The 17674-nt window shown below is 60.6% G+C and carries 14 protein-coding genes and 1 pseudogene; 13 read left to right on the top strand and 2 right to left on the bottom strand.

Annotation, left to right across the window (positions count from 1 at the left end; genetic code table 11):
* Positions 1-641: 641 nt before the first annotated feature.
* The 6 genes and pseudogenes from GOOTI_RS05265 to GOOTI_RS27200 form a co-directional block, all read left to right on the top strand.
* Positions 642-1184, top strand: a complete 543-nt coding sequence (locus tag GOOTI_RS05265) for a hypothetical protein (RefSeq protein ID WP_138985172.1) — start codon at positions 642-644, stop codon at positions 1182-1184.
* Positions 1181-3400, top strand: coding sequence for a transposase (locus GOOTI_RS05260; protein WP_007237533.1), 2220 nt, complete (start codon positions 1181-1183; stop codon positions 3398-3400). Before GOOTI_RS05265 ends, GOOTI_RS05260 begins: the two co-directional genes overlap by 4 nt.
* Before the next feature lie 6 nt (positions 3401-3406).
* Entirely contained in the window at positions 3407-4537 is a 1131-nt protein-coding gene (locus GOOTI_RS05255; RefSeq protein ID WP_007237532.1) for a TniB family NTP-binding protein, read from the top strand.
* Between the two features lie 416 nt (positions 4538-4953).
* Positions 4954-5496: a hypothetical protein gene (locus tag GOOTI_RS05250; protein ID WP_007237531.1), complete on the top strand. Its 543-nt coding sequence runs from the start codon at positions 4954-4956 to the stop codon at positions 5494-5496.
* Between the two features lie 253 nt (positions 5497-5749).
* Complete coding sequence (locus tag GOOTI_RS05245; RefSeq protein WP_007237530.1) at positions 5750-7459, top strand: TniQ family protein; 1710 nt, start codon at positions 5750-5752, stop codon at positions 7457-7459.
* Positions 7460-7626: 167 nt separating this feature from the next.
* Positions 7627-7755: pseudogene (locus tag GOOTI_RS27200) on the top strand (hypothetical protein); the annotation flags it as partial.
* Positions 7756-7858: 103 nt separating this feature from the next.
* On the opposite strand, the gene GOOTI_RS26055 reads toward GOOTI_RS27200, so the two are convergent.
* Positions 7859-8119, bottom strand: coding sequence for a hypothetical protein (locus GOOTI_RS26055; RefSeq protein ID WP_039993480.1), 261 nt, complete (start codon positions 8117-8119; stop codon positions 7859-7861).
* Positions 8120-8371: 252 nt separating this feature from the next.
* Between GOOTI_RS26055 and GOOTI_RS26050 the strand changes: the two genes are divergently transcribed.
* From GOOTI_RS26050 to GOOTI_RS05205, 7 genes are all read left to right on the top strand, one after another.
* Positions 8372-9016, top strand: a complete 645-nt coding sequence (locus GOOTI_RS26050) for a hypothetical protein (RefSeq protein ID WP_007237529.1) — start codon at positions 8372-8374, stop codon at positions 9014-9016.
* Positions 9017-9158: 142 nt separating this feature from the next.
* A complete protein-coding gene (locus GOOTI_RS05230) occupies positions 9159-9404 on the top strand; it encodes a helix-turn-helix domain-containing protein (protein ID WP_007237528.1) in 246 nt (81 codons plus the stop codon).
* Positions 9401-11167 carry a DNA methyltransferase gene (locus GOOTI_RS05225; RefSeq protein WP_007237527.1) on the top strand — a complete coding sequence of 589 codons (1767 nt, stop codon included), beginning with the start codon at positions 9401-9403 and terminating at the stop codon, positions 11165-11167. The genes GOOTI_RS05230 and GOOTI_RS05225 overlap by 4 nt, the downstream gene beginning before the upstream one ends.
* Positions 11116-12975: a DNA methyltransferase gene (locus tag GOOTI_RS26660; RefSeq protein ID WP_267879804.1), complete on the top strand. Its 1860-nt coding sequence runs from the start codon at positions 11116-11118 to the stop codon at positions 12973-12975. Before GOOTI_RS05225 ends, GOOTI_RS26660 begins: the two co-directional genes overlap by 52 nt.
* 36 nt (positions 12976-13011) lie before the next feature.
* Positions 13012-13803, top strand: coding sequence for a hypothetical protein (locus GOOTI_RS05215; protein WP_007237525.1), 792 nt, complete (start codon positions 13012-13014; stop codon positions 13801-13803).
* Positions 13803-15008 carry an AAA family ATPase gene (locus GOOTI_RS05210; protein WP_007237524.1) on the top strand — a complete coding sequence of 402 codons (1206 nt, stop codon included), beginning with the start codon at positions 13803-13805 and terminating at the stop codon, positions 15006-15008. The genes GOOTI_RS05215 and GOOTI_RS05210 overlap by 1 nt, the downstream gene beginning before the upstream one ends.
* A 1111-nt stretch (positions 15009-16119) precedes the next feature.
* On the top strand, positions 16120-16992 hold the full coding sequence (locus GOOTI_RS05205; protein ID WP_007237522.1) for a hypothetical protein: 873 nt from the start codon (positions 16120-16122) through the stop codon (positions 16990-16992).
* Between the two features lie 41 nt (positions 16993-17033).
* Here the strand turns inward: GOOTI_RS05205 and GOOTI_RS05200 are convergent, their stop codons facing one another.
* Complete coding sequence (locus tag GOOTI_RS05200; protein WP_039993477.1) at positions 17034-17348, bottom strand: winged helix-turn-helix domain-containing protein; 315 nt, start codon at positions 17346-17348, stop codon at positions 17034-17036.
* Positions 17349-17674: the final 326 nt, after the last annotated feature.

The raw sequence follows: 17674 nt of genomic DNA, 5'->3' as shown, positions 1-17674 counted from the left end.
ACGATACGAGCGGGATCGGCTGATGGAAGGTTCCATACGCGCAGAGATCCCGCAGCGTCTTGAGGCGCGTTGACGTATGCCTAGCGCAGAATTAGGTCGGCGCGGCCGGGTCGCGATCACAGAACCCAAATCGAAAGGGCCTCTTCTCAGGAACACACGAACCAAAAAATGAGAGCCAGCCCGGCAAGGCTGACTCTCATTGACAATCTCGTTCGGCAGTACCACCTGCCGTCCTATTCGAATCCACTCGAAGGGTTCAAGACTGATTGCACCGCGTTCGCCGGCGGTTGTCAAGCGTTGCAGACTGTGTGCGGTTGATAGCTGCGCTGTGCGCGCGATCGGATGAACCCTTCTCAGCACGGGAAGCAGAGTTCATGGACAACGCGCGTTCGTCGACAGCACCAACAGACAACAGTCAGACTGAGCACGCGACCACATCATCAGCAGTTGCCGAACCCCGGTTCCGGCGGCGCTGCGGCCGAAGTGGAGCACTGGTCGACTTCGATCCAACGACCGTCGCGGTTTCCGATCTGCGGGCGAGCCTCCCGACTCGACGTGTCGCGCGAAGCCAAAGGCGGCCACGCCGCCGCGGCAAGTCGCCACACCTTCCGCGCAACGTTGTGGTCGAGGCGCCCTCAGTGGTGACCGGCGCTGTGGTCGACCTCGAATCGATCCTCGAGTGGAAGCTGTTCGTCCGGCTAGACAGGCCGCGAGTCTCGACCTTCCTCTTGGCTCAACCGATGATCATCAACCTTCCTGAATCTGACCGTCGTCACACTCCAGACCTGTTGCAGATCGGGGTCGACGGGCAGTTCACCGTCTGGGACTGCCACGACCCGCGCGACGACATTGACACATTCAGCGAGGTCGCTGCTGAAACAAAGTCGCTGCTCAACGATTGCGGCTGGCGTCACGAGACCCTTACCGAGTTTCCTGTCGTCGAGTGGTGCAACCTCGCTACTCTCCTGCCCTCATGCACTGTCGACGAGCCATCTACCAACAGCGTCAACGAAATTCGGGATCTCATTGCCAACGGAGCGAACACCATCGACGCCATACTCGCCGCTAGCAACGAAGACCGGAGCTTGCGAACGACGTTGTGGGAGATGGTGTGGCGCGGTGACCTGAATGTCGACCTGACCACGCACATCACCCCAGACACCATGCTGGAGGCGCAGTCATGACCCCGGCGCTCGAGTTAGCGGCCGGCGACAAGATTCTCCGCAACGATGGTTTGGCCCTCGTCGTCCGACGACTGACCGACGGCGTCCGAATCCGACACCAAGACGGCACGCTTTCTGATGTGGCGTTCGAAGATCTAATCCGAACAACTGATTGGGCGGGAGAACCACTGGTCGCCGTCCGCGGACTACCGCGAGCGTGGTTTGGGCTCGACAAATCGGTCCAAGACGTCGCGTGGTCTCGCATGGAGATCGTGCAGTTGGTACTGACCGGCTACACCGAGGGCTATCCGAGTCTGGCTCGTCGGGGAGAACCTTGCTATCCGTTCGACCCGGCACACAACACAAGCCGGAACGAACGCTACGAGGAAGCTGCCCGCCTGGCCAGCGCAGAAATGCGTCACGACCGTCGACGGCAGCGGCGCCTGTTCTACGGCGAACTGACCCGAGACACCATTTCAAAGAATACGGTCCGCAACTGGGTGAAGGCATTTGAGAAAGACGGCCTGATGGGGCTAGTCGACCAGCGAGCCTTGCGCGGCAATCGTGCCATCGACCGTGTCGACCCGCGATTTCGTGACAAAGTGATCGCCATCCTTAAAGACTTCGATGGCGACATATCGCCGGTAGGACAACAAGAAATCATCCGCCAAGCCAGGGTCCAGCTGAAGAACGAGGGAATTACGGATCTTCGTTTGCCGCGCAATGCTGTTGCCGCATTCGTTTCCTCGCAAGTTGCTCTGTTAGGGCGCACAACACGATCACACCGGACCCGCAAGCTCGGCAAAGTTGCCACCGACAAACACGTGCTAGCGTCCCGGCCCGGGCAGATCATCGCGATCGACGCTACGCGCGTCGACAACCTGGTTTGGGACGACTACATGGAGAACTCGCGATCCATTGAAGTGTTGACGGCCTTAGACGTCGGTTGTCGCGCCGTCCTCGCCCAACGCTACGTACCGCTCGGTGCAAACACTTTGGAGCTCGGTCTGCTCGTCTACGACATGATGCGCACATTCACCCTGGAAGTGGAGGGCACCAACATCGGCCGGTGGCGATGGACAGGTATACCCGGCACCATCGACATGCGGAATGTCACGGTTGAACTCGGCGGACCGCTGCTGCGCAAGGACAAGATCATTCAGGGACCACTCGACGGTCTCCACCGGATCCCTGCAGTGAAGGGTTCAGTTGCCAGCCTCGACCGAGGCAGCATCAATGTCTCCGCCGAATTCCGTGCTCTCGCCTTGCAACTCGGAATGCACTTGATGCTTAACCGTGGTGGAAAGGCGACCGACAATGCACACATCGAACGCTTCCATGAAACCATTCAGCGGGGTCTGCAGCAGATCGACGGCTACAAAGGTCGATGCGTCGCCCAACGTGGATACATCGTCGCCGAGAAGCCCCTCCTGACGCTCCATCAGCTCGAAACCCACATGCAGAAGTGGATTTGCCTCGACTACCACCGTTCCGAACACACCGGAATCATCATGCCCGGCGCCCCCTACGGACGCTTCTCACCAATGGAGGCGTATGACATCTTGTCCGAACCATTCGGCCCTACTGCCGCGCAGGAATACCGCAATCTCATGTTCCAGTTCCTGCCGCTGCGCTGGTTGACAATCGGGCCTTCTGGGGTGGAGGCAGACTCAAATTTTCAATACGACAATCGAGAGCTGTTCTCCCACATCGAGGACGTGAACGCGAAGGGCCGCTACCGCGACCAGGACGGCGCGGCGCCATTCGGCTATGACCGCAATGACATCACCAGATTGTGGTACCACCACCCAGACACGGGAGATGTACACGAAATACCCTGGAAAGGACGAGATTTCGTCAATCTTCCGATGACTTCGAGAATTGGTGAGGTCGCAGCCAAATGCGTACGCGAGCGCGGCGGCAACGCCGCGCGGACTCCCATCACCGGCCGCGACGAGATTTTCGAGCAGCTGACCGAAATCACCCCGCGCATCGACCCCGCCAAGTGGCGTCGCGATCTGGCGGCGGCGCGAATTCGGCAGGAGCGTTCGCGCGTCGACATCGCTGAAACCGACGCGATCCTTGTCAGCAGTGCCTCACAGCCGCAGCCAGGAGACGCCGAATCCGGCACCCGCCACGACGACCAATTTGACAGACCAGCTTCCGTCGACGCTGCCGTCATCGATCTCGCCCCCTGGGAGCAGCCCTGGCGCGACTACACCACCCGAGAAGGATGAAAAGCCTTGTACTCACTTGATATCCACAACTTCGCCGCAGCACCGAATCCCACTCCCCCCACACTTCGTCGTGCCGGACAGAAGCTCTCGACCTCCGAGATCGACCACGTGTGCCGGTGGGTGCGAAGCCAGTACGTCGTGACCGACGAAGTGCGTCACGTCCACGACGTCCTTGATGCCACATTGAATCGCAACGACCGCACAAAGTCAGGAAGCGACGCCCCCATCGCCAAGCATCTTGTCGTGGTTACGGGAGCCAACGGGTCCGGCAAATCGAGGTGCGTCCAGGAGTGGGTGCGCGCACGGTACCGAGCGACGTTTGGCGAAATGGCCCTTACCCTCGACTCCCCTGTCAGGTTCGAACTCCAACCCGGGGTCCTCGCTGATTGGGTCCCGTACATGTGGATCAACATCGGGACAGGTGACGGGTCCGGCGCCATTGATCGGCGTGGTGCAGAATTCTTCGGGCTACCCGACACCGGCGCCGTCGACAAAGTCGGACGCCGAGCGCGAGCTGCGCTACGACGCCACCGCGTCACCGCGATGGTTCTCGACGACGCACACATGGCGACCGGCGGGTCAACCAAGTATCGAAGCGTCGCCGACCACCTGAAGTCTACGAACTCCGAACTCGGTGTCACAGACACCACAATGATTCTCGTCGGAGCCGACCTCTTCGATCACCGCCTACTCACCGACCCGCAGATCGCAGCACGCGCCCGCGTCGTCGAAATCACTCCCTACGCAATCGACGACGACGACGGACGCGCGCATTTTCAATCGATCCTTCAACAAGTGGAACAGACACTCGGCGAACACATACCCATCATCACCCCAGGACTGCTGTCCACGAAGCACATCGGGTTACTCCACCACCGAGTCCAAGGCTACTTGGGCGACACCCTCGACCTCATCACCGAGGCCACACAACTCGCGCTATACGAAGGTGCCAGCACTGTCAACGCTGACCACATCACAAAGGTTGGAACCACATTACGGGCCCAGCGCCGACAACGGGAGATGGAACTCACGTACACCCGTGAACTGCAGGAACAGCAGACCGCCGCCGACAGAGTTCCCAAACGACCAGCACGAACCAAATCGACAGCAGCAAAGCGAAAGAAGGCCACAGCATGACACGTCTTCCGGTCACAGCGACCCCCCGAGACTGTGAAGCAGTCACCGGCTACGTCACCCGCGTCGCGGAACTCAACGACGTGCCCGAGAGGTGGATGTGTGGAACCGGTAACGGAATGAGCCCCAACGCGGCAACCATCGAGCGACTTAGCGAACTCACCGATCAACCAGTCCACGTGATCGCGGCGATGTCTCGTCGAAAACTACGTGGGACCACACGATTTGGCCCAGCCCACTGGTCACGCGGACTGCGACAACACTGCCCTGTGTGCACTACTACTCAGCAACACTGGTCGAACCCCTGGTGCTTCGCGTGCACCGAATGCAGCAGCTTGCTATGCAGAGGTCGCGACGACCAACCCGTCATCACGCTCGATGACCTCACCATGGCCGTCCAAGAAGAAGTTTTGCGCGGCATGATCGACACCGACACCGCACCCACCGCCCACACAGACGCCCTAAACGCGATGGCCAAAACCGGGGCCGCCCTGATTCGCCGCGATAGGTCCACATGGCCGATCCTTACCGCAGATGCACACCGCCTCCTCCCACACAGCCTCGTAGGCGAGCTCACCCACGACCGCGCTGTCGGAACGCTGCCGTGGCACCCGGCTACAACAGCATTGATCACCATCACCCTGTGGCCCACCATGATTGCCGATGTACGCCCAAGCGATACCACCGTCAACCGCGCTGGCGACCATCCGCTCCGCCGCGCCCAGCACACCATCTTTACGGACATCCGTGACCGGCTTGGGCGACGAATCGCCTACCGCGACGACATCGACCCCCACATCTACGTTCCGGCATGCCACTACCTAGCTGCACACCACGTGCTCCGCGCCCAACGACTGCCCGAAGTACCCGACTTCATCATCCCCGACACCCGCCGATACATGGCTCTTGCCCACGCTGTCGTCACGGACAACCCCAGCGTCACCCGTCGACGATTCACATGACGAACTCGACAGCAACAGACGCCAAGACGCGCCGCTCCTCACCGCGGCGTCTTTCTTGCGCTCGGCCGCAATCCGCGCGGCGGGGCTTACCGCACTCGTCTAAGCGTGAGCGTAGATCTGCGCGTCACGACTCCGGGCGTGCGACCCGCTGGCATGGAGAAGACACGGGATCGGCCAGACAACGCAATCGCCGTAAACGGGGATCACGTCGTGCTCCTCGCGCGGGACCCGTACGCACACCAACGACAGTCACATGTTCCGGCCAGCAGGCGATTCGGCGCGTCCTGCGATGCTGCTGGACATCTCACGCACGGCCACCGGCCCGACTTCCACACCTCTGTTCGACGGTGGCACCGTGACTGCGGTACCCGCACTTCCCGTGACCGTTGCGCCCCTTGACGGTGAAGCACTTGACTACTACCTCACCAGGGTCGCCTTCCACAACGAACTGACCCACCGCGAACTCGTTCGCTACATCGCCGATCGCGCCGGACAGCGACTTATCAACGCACGCAAAACACCTACCGGTGTTGCGCCTGATGGCGGCACCATCGCTGCTATGGCCACACTGACCGGCTTGACCGCCAACCAGCTCCAGCGCATGACCCTGGCGTCCTACGCACCCGATGCCCGCGCCGGCCCGGGAACACTCCTGCCGTGGAAACCGACTATCGGCACCCATATTTGTGCAGAATGTGTCATCGAAGGTCCGAACCGGCTGCTGTACTGGCGACTCCCACACGCAACGGTGTGTCCTCGACACGAGATCATCCTAAGTCGCATCTGCCCTGCCTGCGGAAAACCATTCCGGAGCAACACAACCCCAGCCATCCCGCCCACTGTCGACCACTGCGACAACTTTCTATCCGGGAGTGGACCAACAGCAATCGTCTGCCGACACCGACTAGCTGACCTCCCCGCCGTCACAGCTACACCCACCGAGATCCGTTCCGCGGCAACAGTAATGGCGGCCACCAGAGATAGCGGTCCCGTATCGGTGTGTGGACACCGGACTCGAGCCCGGGAATTCCTCGCTGATCTCTACGCGATCAGCCTGCTACTGACGCATCTTGCTGCAGCGGGCGTCGGTGACGAACCACGTTGGGTGCAGACGGTGGGCGCAGAACAACGCCACCGCACAGGGACGAAGATTCGTCTGTCGGCGTCACCGCCCACCGACATGGCGACCAAGACGCAGATCCTGACTGCGGCTGCCGAGATCCTCAGCCACCGAGACGTGGAAGCCGCTGCCGATGCGCTGGGTCGACACCTGCACACGATCCCCGACTGCCCTGCTGGGCCGCTGTCGTGGATCGCCGGACACACCCGCCTAACTCCAACCGTGTCCCGGCTGACGATCAAAGCGATCGCACCCCGACGACGGGTCTCCTTTCAGATCGCGCACCTCATGCCTCAAGCTTCGTTCCCTGTCGCTGCCATACCACAATGCATCCCAGATCACTTCTACAAACGACACTTCGCCAACAGCTTCGACGTCCTCGACACCACCGCCCGTATCTACCTCTCCTTATGCTGCGCCAGACGCCTACCCGGAATCGACTCCTGGGCACAGGCCGGCACCGCACTCGGGATGAACCCCGCAATGGCCCGACAAGTCGCGCTCGACGTCAGCCCACGCACCCGACTCGACTCCGCGGACCTGCTCGCCAAACTCAAGCGCCTTGGCAACGCGCTCGACCGCACCATCGACTATCGCCAACGCGAGCGTGACGTTCTAGCACAGTCAGTCACAGACGACTGGTATCCAATGTGGCAAAAGAGGCACTATCCCCTCACACAAGGCCGCAGCGGCTACCTCAACGCCTGCGAATGGCAGTGGCAACATCACGCCTGCGCCACCCCCTTCACCGAACACTGGACGTACGGCTGGAACCGAGACCGCCGCGGCCGCTACCGCAGATGGGAAAAGAAAGTAGCGGGGTCTATCGCTGATTCGGTGTAGGTGGTTTTGATCGCTCCCGGCGTGGGAGCAGGAGGAATCACTGTGATGGGTAACACACTCGATGGTGTGAACACTGAGGTAGAGGACGTGCCGACCGTCGATGACGTCGGCAGCAGCAGCGCGAGCGGTCCGGGCGCGGCGGGTGATGAGGTGGGCCTGAGCGGGCCGTGGCGGTGCGAGAGCTCTCTCCCGCGGAGAAGTCTGCATTGGGCGATCTGGTGCGACAGAGCCGCGCCGAGGGCGTCGCATTGACCGGCCCGGATGGCTTGCTCAAGGCGTTGACCAAAGCGGTTCTCACCCGAACCTGTCCCACCTGCCGAAAACCCTTCCACTTCAACCAAACACCCGCACTAGCTGCCGACCTCGCACACTGCGACAACAACGTCACCGGCGGCGGACTCACCGCCACGACCTGCCGCCACCCCCTTCACCGACCTCCCGACCACCACCGCCACCCACGGAGCCCACGTCGACGCCTACGGCACCGACACATCCCCCACCGACTACCTCGCCAACCTCTACGGACTCGTTCTGCTCCTCACCCCACCTCGGCGTCGCCGGAGTCGCCACCCACCAACCCCGGGCCGCGGCGATCATCACCGACACCAACAGCCACCACACCACGAAGACCCGACTGTCGGCCTCACCCCCCACCGACATGCGAGCCCGAACTCAACTACTCACCGAAGCCGCCGCCATCCTCGCCTCACCCGACCTCGACACCGCAGCCGACCACCTCACTCAGCACTGCACACCATCCCCGACTCCCCGGCCGGCCCCCTCTCCTGGATCGTCAGCCACACCCGACTCACCCCCACCCTCTCCCGGCTCACCGCCAAAGCCCTTGCACCCCGCAGACGCATCTCCCACCAGATCGCCCACCTCCTACCACCGCTGACGATCCCAGCATCCGTGATCCCCCAATGCCTCCCGCACACCCTCTACGACGAGCACTTCGCCGACTCCTTCGACGTCCTCGACATCACCGGACGCATCTACATCGCCCTCTGCTGCGCCTGCCGAATACCTGGAATCACCAGCTGGGCCGACGCAGGACACGCCATCGGCATCAGTGCCGCCGACGCCAAACAGATCCCCATGAACGTCAGCCCCCACACACGAATCACCAACGCCGAACTCCTCCGACGTCTCACCACCCTCGACAGCGACCTTGATCCCCACATCAACTACCGACAGCGTGAACGTACCGTGCGGCGCATGGCCACCACCCGCCGCTGGTACCACCAATGGCGACGCACCCAATACCGACGAACCCAAGGCGACAGCGGCTACCACAACGCCTGCGAATGGCACTGGCAACACCACGCCTGCGGACTCCCCTTCACCGAAGAATGGTCACGAGAATGGGATGTCGACCGACGCCACCGCTACCGCAAGTGGGCTCTCGCAGTGCCCGCCTCCCCAAATGGCGATCCTGGGAGTGAATCTCCTGACAGGAGAGGGGATTCAGGCCTTGTCTGCAACGTCGGGCCCCGGTCCGTGGACTCCCAAACCAGACTCATCACGAGGATCGTCTCTCCCCGTTCGTCAGAGTGAGAACCTGCCGAGAATGTCAGACTGCCGCCGTACAGTCGCGGTCATGAACGGCACCAGCCTCGTCGACCATGGCCGGCGGTGACCCGCCGCGGCACGGCGTGTCAGGCGAGCAAGACGAATCGGAGGATATAGCATTCGAGCTGTGTCAGAGAGGGAGTGGTCGTGCGCTGCAGACCGCCGATCGGTTGCGAACCTGATCCGGTCTGCCCGTGAAGCGCAGGGCCTCACCCAGAGTGAGCTTGCACGCAGAATGGAATCGTCGCAATCCGTGATCGCGCGATGGGAGGCTGGCGACAAGGCGATCGCGATGGTCAATCTGTCACGCTTGGCCGTGGCGCTCGACATCACCATTGCCGTCCGTTTCGGGAAGAGGGAGGGCGATCGATGACGAAAAAGGTTTCCGAGCCGTACCGAGGGGAAGTCAGAGGGTCGAAGGGGTCCGTATTCTATCGCACCCACAGCTACCACACCAAAGTGCCGCCAGAAGGCATTGTGCCCTTCATCGAGTACTACACAGACCCCGGCGATACCGTAGTCGACCCCTTCTGTGGTTCGGGTATGACAGGAGTGGCTGCGCTGCAGACCGGCCGTCACGGCATCCTCAGTGACCTGTCGCCCGCTGCAGTGCATATCGCCTCCAACAACACAGGCCTGGGCGCCGCCGAAGACATCGCTACAGCCGCACGCAACATGCTCGCCGAGCTACAAGATCTCGAGACGGAACTCTACGAGACGGTGTGCACAGACTGCACCTGCGCCGCGCGGATCGAGTACACCGTATGGTCGGATACCCTCGTCTGCCCCTCCTGTGGTGACGAAGTCCTTTACTGGGACGCCGCGCGAGCAGAATCCGGCGACCTCAGAAAAGACTTGACGTGCACCAATTGCGGTCATCAATTCCGCAAGACCAAAGCTCAAGTTAGGCCCGCACAACCGGTGCTGGTATCGGTGTCGTGCAGCAGCTGTAAGAGCCGTCAGCAGCGTCCACTGACCGAATCCGAGAAGCAGGCCGCGACGCTACCGCGCCGCGAGCGCGTCAGCGATTGGTATCCCACGTCACCACTGCACTCCTGGCGCGAGATGTGGCGTGGTCAACACCGAGACATGGGTATTGCGACGTCGGCCGACTTCTTCACGGACCGCAACCTCCAAGCTCTGGCGGCTGCCTGGCGTGTCGCGCAACAGACCTGTGCGCCCCAGGCGATGCGTTTCGCTGTGACCGCGATCGTCAACCGCGCATCGAAGCGATACCAGTGGAATCCCAAGCGCCCCACGAACGTACTGTCCGGCACCCTCTACATTGCATCGCTGACCTACGAGTTCAACGTCATGTCACTGCTGAGACGGAAGCTACGGGCGGTGGAACAACTCGCGGCGGCCACCACGCCAACGGCGGGCACCGTCACCACACATCTGGCGTCGGCGACCAACCTCGAACACATTGCCGATCACAGTGTCGACTACGTGTTCACCGACCCTCCCTTCGGCGCCAATATCTACTACTCAGACGCCTCGTTCCTATGGGAGGCCTGGCTCGACAACTTCACCGACGCCACCGAGGAAGCGGTGGTGTCGACGTCGCTGAAGGCAGAGAACGGTGGAAAGACCCTCGACGACTACGAGAAACTCATGACCGAGAGCTTCGGAGAGATCGCACGGATCCTCAAACCTGGAGCCTGGGCAAGCGTCATGTTCCACAACAGCGACGACGCTGTGTGGAGCACCATCGTGCGTGCCATTGACGCCGCAGGACTGTGCATCGAATCAGCAGTTGCCTTCGACAAGTCACAACCCAGTTTCAAAGGGATCAAACAAATCACGCACAGTGAACGCGTCTCAAGTTTCGACCTCGTACTGCAACTACGCGAAGGCGTGACCAACGCGGAACCTCGCGCACAAACCCGCAACCGCGACGACAACGAAATCCTCAGACTCCTGACCGAACACCTGACGACCGCGACACCACGACAACGAACAACGCCATACCTCCACTCGTATGTCATGAGGATTCTCCTCGAGCGTGGATGGCCATTGACGGGCCTGTCCTACGCCGGCGTCGAGGATCTGCTGGCGCACAACTTCGACCTAAAGAATGCGGCGTGGGCACTGCGCAGTCCACTATCCGAGCACACACCTGGAGCGAACCCGTGACAATAACGTCTGACAGGCATCGAGAAAACCAGTCCGCCAGGCTCACAGATCACCGTCCGCTGCCCGACTCTGTGTCGGCGTCCAAAGGTAGCAGCGCCTACCAGGTCCACACGTACCCAACGAAAGTGCCCCCAACAGCCATCGAGCCGTTCATCGAGGCTTCGACACAGCCAGGCGGGACAGTGCTCGACCCGTTCTGCGGATCGGGCATGACAGGCCTGGCAGCACAGAACATCGGCAGATCCGCAATTCTCTCGGATCTGGCGCCGGGCGCAGTGCATCTCGCCCACAACCACACCCACCCAGTTGCGCCCGAACACCTCCTGGACGCCGTCAAGACCGTGAGCGCAGCGATGACCGCGCTCGAACGCGAACTGTATCGGTCATCGTGCCCGACGTGCGGCGCGGACGCCATGCTTCGCCACCTCGTGTGGAGCGACGTCCACGTATGCGACGCGTGCGATGAAGAACTACGCGTATGGGACGCCACGGACTCTTCGGGCAGTAGTTCCCGAACAATCTCGTGCTCCTGTGGGCACACGCAACAGCGTTCCGGCCGCACCGCGCACTCCAGCGTCCCAGTCGAAAAGGCCGTAGCCTGCACATCCTGCGGCACACTGCAACGCGGAGACGTCGACGAAACCGATCTCGCACTGCTGCAGAAGATCTCGCGAAAACGAGTGACGAAATGGGTTCCGTCGATACCTCTCGGCGCAGACCGCGAGATGTACCGCCGATCGGCACTGCACCTACACGGAGTCAGCAACGTCGCCGACTTCTGGACCATACGCTCCAAACTGGCATTGTCCGCGCTGTGGGACAGCATCGGCAACGAGTCCGATACACACGTCCGCGACGCGTTGCGGTTCGCATTCACCAACACCGCCTGGCACGCCACACGCATGAGGAGATACAACGCGCGCGGCGGTCAACGGCCACTCACCGGAACCCTCTATATCCCGCAACTGATCGCTGAGGGAAACGTCTTCGAGATCTTCCGAAACCAGGCTGCACAGGTCGCACGGTTCTACGGCACACACCCCGCCCTGGGGCTTGACGACTACCGTGTTCTGGCGCGCCAGGCATCAGCAACAGACCTGTCCTGGCTGCCCGCCGGCAGCGTGGACTATGTGTTCACGGACCCGCCATTCGGCGCAAATCTGTTCTACGGTGACTGCAACATCGTGTGGGAATCCTGGCTCGGCGACATCACCGATGTCAACCAAGAGATCGTGGTCAATAGGTCGCTCCCCGTTGCTGCCGGCGGAAAGAACCTTGGCGACTACGAGCGTCTACTCGGTTCGGCATTCTCAGAAGTCAGCCGGGTGCTTGCACCGGGTGCTCGCGTAAGCGTCGTTTTCCACAACGCCGATGATCGGGTGTGGTCGGCGCTACTCGCCGCCACTAGTTCCGCAGGCCTGGCGCAGACCAATGTCGCTCTGCTCAACAAGAGCCAGCGATCGATGAAAGGATACAAAGGCCGCTTCGGTGCCGAGATGGTTCCGTTCTACGACTTGATCATCACATTCGAACACACGTCGACCCGAGCCACCCACCACCTCAACGGGGCGGGTGCAATCGCTCTCGAAGCGGTGCACGAGCACCTGCTGACGCTTCCCGACGACACCCACGGAACCCCTAATCACAAACGAAGCCTGGAGTACCTCTACTCCCTTTCGGTGGGCGCAGTCATCGGTAGTGGCGCCGCTCCCAAAGGGCTGTCATATCAGGCAGTGCGCACCATGCTGGAGCAGAACTTGAGATGCAACGACGGGTTCTTCTACACCGACGCAACACGAGTCATGTAAACCTACCTCCAGCCATCGCTCCGATATGGTGTGCTGATGGGGTCTGCAGTCGACAAAGTGACAGCGATTTTCGAGGACAATGGCTGGACCGTGCAGCAGTCCGAGCCAGTATCAGGTGCGGTGGGTCGACCCAACCCGTCAAGAGTTGTGTTCCTTCGCGGCAAAACTCGCCTATCCCTCCTGATGTACGCCTGGAACATCACGCACGAGGGCAAAGGCCGAGACGGTAACAACTACCGTGTCCAAGCCACTCGGGCCCACAAAGGCGACCTCCTCAGCGAAGCGGGGCGTTACTCCATAGGTGTCGGAATCGATACTGAGCGAGACGTTCTCGCAGTTTTCGACGCATGGACGAAACGCACGACTGGCAAGTCAAACAGTGTCCACATCAAGCGGACACTCCTCGACGCCGCAGCAACAAACGGATACAGCACCGGTGGCCCACCATGGGACGCGAGGGCCGCCTGCAGATTCGACAACCTCAATCCGTTACCTCGCTGGATCAACTGCCAGCTGGAGCGGCGATTCGTTGGCGTAAAGAGCATCGAGACTTCGATCGATGGTGCTGTTGGAGAGATCACCGCGATCGGAACGGGACCAGCAGGATGGCTGCGCGAAGGTGACAGGTTTGCGCTCGTCGACGGGCCAGAAAAGCGACGGCACCTTGTCGATGATTCGGTATGGAGAGTGACTGCCGTCGACACATCCGTCAAGAAGGCCAGCCGCAACGAACGCCACCGCGTCCATCTGCGCGTTGAGCGCTACGCGCGCATCAAGAATTCGGTCGAAATGATCAACTCCATTAACGACATGGAAGCGCAAGCGTGATGGACGAGATCCTCCACGAACTGACTAACACAGAGGCAGTTGTCCCTTTGACATTCAACGATGACTACCGGGCAACCCGGCAGGTTGCAGACCAAGCACTTGAATCAGCGGACATTGTGACCTTGACGGGACGGGTTAGCGACGACGTCTTGAAGTCGGGGCTGCTGTTCCCTGACGTGGACTCGTTGATCGAGCGGTGTGTGACCGCACTTCTCAGCGGCCACCTTGTGCTTCAAGGTCCACCGGGAACCGGCAAGACGACACTCTCCACCATCCTCGCACGAGCGTTCGATGCAACATCGCAGCTGGAGACCGCCACCGCTGATTGGAGTACGTACGACGTCATCGGAGGGCTTCACCCCTCAGCTACCGAAACCTTTGGCGAAACACTGGTTCCATGGCTCGGCCACGTCCCACGAGCAGCCCTTGAGTGCGCAAGCATCATCGCGCGCCACGATGACCCCGATGAGAATGAAGAACACCAGGCACATTGGCTAATTATCGATGAGTTCAGCCGAGCCGAAATCGACAAAGCGATCGGCCCGCTCTACACGTATCTAGGAGGCAGTACCGACAGCCCTCTGCCGCTCTGGTTCGGCGCAAACGATCACACCAACAAGATATTCATCCCCAACCGATTCCGCATCATCGGCACGATGAATACCGTCGACACCAACTTCGTTTACACTTTCTCGCAGGGATTGAGCCGGAGATTTCGATTCGTATACGTCGGAGTACCAGAAAAAAGCCAAGTGCAGCAGGAACTCGAGCAGCTTACCAAGAATGCAGCGAGGTGGTACTCCGCCACATATCTTCACACCGACGATGAGAGGGACGAATTCAACGAAAGATTCGTCACGAGCCCCAAAGTCGTCAAGTGCACGAAACTACTCGAGAAGCTTCTCCACCAGCTACGTTACGCCGACGACAACGACGACTACCTCGGCTGGCCCATCGGCAGCGCGCAACTGCTCGACCTTTACAAACAGATCGCTTTGCACGAACCGTATTGCGATGGCGGGAGCGAGGATGCGCTCCTTCCCAAGCTAGATCTTGCGATCGCCGACAGCCTGATACCGCAGGCCGCCGACCTGACCCGCGTGCAGATTGAACGAATCAATGATTGGGTAACTGGCGAGCCCACCCTTCCGCGCACCGCGCGAGCGCTTCGTCACCTCGCGCAGGCCGCGGCCACGGGCTACTAGATTCAATGGCGAGCAACACACCGTCCTCCGGGCTTGCCGCCCGCGACGTCGAAGCCGGTAGGCTAAGTGGTCGCGCACGTTCCGTCGCACTCTCGGCTGCGCTCCCGCTGGTCGCGACCTACTTCGCAGACGCGAGAACGTGGGACCTGCACTCCACGCCGCAAGTAGGAAACCGCAGTTCGTCAGCTGACGAACTCCTCAGCGAGTTCCTCTCGGTGGTTCGAGTCCGCACCACCTTGGCGGCCGGACGGCGCTTGATTGGAATCCTCAACAGAATCGCAGCGCAGCCGACATTTCGATATACTCAAACTACCAGTGAATCGGTCGGATCGATTCGCGGACAGATCGATCTCGCGAGGTATTCCCGTCAGCGGGGCCGAACAAACACGCCGCGCCGTTATCCGATTAGGCTGCTCAAGCGAGAGACTGCGACACCCGAGAACATTCTGCTCACCTATGCAGTGCATTGGGTCCGCCGTGAACTCGGTACTCTCCCGATCGTCGAGCTCCCACCGAAATCGCCCGAACGGCGTCAGGCGGCCAATATGGAATCGCTGCTGCGGCGCGCACTAGGGAATCCGTCACTGGCCGGCACGGAGAGTCAGGCCAGAGATGTGTTCGCGAAGGCACGACTTGACAATCTCATCTACACAGTAGAGCGACGTATCAACGCTGGTCACGTTGCCCGACCGGATCCCTATTCAGATCTCCTCGCATGGGTAAAGCACTCATTGGATCAGCATCCTGCTGTGCAACCCGGGGATATGGAGTGGGACTTTTACGATGACCGCTTCGATACCAAACTGTTCGAGATCTGGTGCCTCGACGGAATCGCTAAAGCCATCGAAGCCCGGATCGGGCAGAAGTCCGGACCCTACTTCGGCGCAGCGAAGGAGCAATCTACACCTGGAATATTGGGGCAGCGAATATCTCACTACACTTCCAGGCAAGCCTGGCCGCCCTATCCGGTCATAGCGTCCGCTGGAAGTATGAGTCGACGAACAAGCCCTTTCAGGGCTATCCCGACATTGCGGCTACCGTCTCGACCATCACCGGTAGTCAGTTAGTACTAATTGATCCTAAGCTTCGACAGAGGCCCGACCGTGAACCTGTGGAAGAAATCTACAAGATCCTTGGATATTTCCATAACGCGGGGCTAAGTAGCGGTGTCCGAGGTGCAATCCTCTACTATTCCCCACACAACTACTGCCGAACAACGCTTCGAGACAGCGTCCACGGAGTTCTGGAATCGTGTGGGCTCGACCCGCTCCTAGCGCAGAGTCAGTTCAACGACGTAGCGACTCTCATACTCGCAGCGACCGGCCTCGACGACAAAGCACTACAGAAGATCGCCGCAGCTACGTCAGATGACGTCGCCGATCCAGAAAAGACAGCGGGCGCATACCAGGATGCTGCACTCGCCGCAATGAGAAATGCGATAGCCAACGTTCCCCAGGAGAGCCTATTCCCCACACGAAAAGTAACCGCAGCGAACCTCGGCGAAATCTGGAACCTTCTGAGCGACGATGCCCAGACGATGATAGTCACGGCCGAGTACTTCGCGAACATGGCCCCAAACGACGCAGACCACTCAGGTCCACTACTCGGACTGGCCGCCGCAGTCGAGTTGGTACTGCGTGAGACCATTCTCGACCCGGCCATCGCCCAGTACGGGTTCAAACCCTACAAGGGAGAAACACTCGGAGCGTGCATTACTTACCTCGCTCGAGCCATCAGCGGGCAGCCCGACTGCGCCCCCGTCCGCGTCCACCTCGAGACCCAGGGACTCCCCACCCAGGAACTCAAAGCGCTAGTGCCCGTACTCAGATCGATGAACAAGAAGTACCGAATCCCGGCGGCTCATGCACACGTCGTCGCCGCGCCGACGTGGTCAGCCGGACGCAACGCCATCTTGAACCCGACTACAGGCGCACTCGCATTGTTGGTTCAGGCTAGTGGAACGGCGGCCAAGAGCCGCGATTGAGATCACCCACCTGTGAGCACAAAAGCCGCACCTTGTGCTATTCAGTTCGCCGCCTTTGGTTTTGACACTCGCGAAAGGTACTCATCGACCTTGCGCCGAATATCTTCAGGCGCAATCGCACGACCGCGGTCGGTCACCGTCCAAGTGTGCGGCGACACGATTTCGACCGCGCCGATCTGCTTAAGCAATGTGCGCGACCACGAAAGGCGGTACGAGAGAAGCGTCCTTCCTCCCGACGCCGGCAACTGACGCTGCTCGGGAGTCAAGTTCAGAGCAGTAGCTACCGCATTCAGAACCTCGTCGTTCGTTGCAGGTCGCCCGATCTGAATCATTGCCTGTAAGGCGGGCCAGGCCATCTGAGCATGCGAGGGAAGTCGAGGGGCATCGGAGTCTCTGCGCCTTGCACTCATACATCGATCCTAGTGCGACACCGCCAACAGGCAACGAAGCACAGTGGGTCCTGAATATCGGGATCAGCGAAGGCATAGGTTCGACATTGGCGACGGGTCCGGGTGCGGGTAATCGGAGTGGCTATGTCCGCCAATCTGAGCGTCACTTGTTCACGAATCTGAGCGTCACGCCCAATTTGGACAGGGGTAGTGTTCACGAATTTGAGCGTCACTCGGTGCGGGGCTGGGGATGTCACGCTTGTCGGTTATGCCGAGGGCTTCGGTGAATCTGT

Source organism: Gordonia otitidis NBRC 100426 (genome assembly GCF_000248075.1).
Lineage (GTDB): Bacteria > Actinomycetota > Actinomycetes > Mycobacteriales > Mycobacteriaceae > Gordonia > Gordonia otitidis.
The sequence above is the reverse complement of the archived record's forward strand: the minus strand, read 5'-3'. Positions and strand labels throughout refer to the sequence as shown.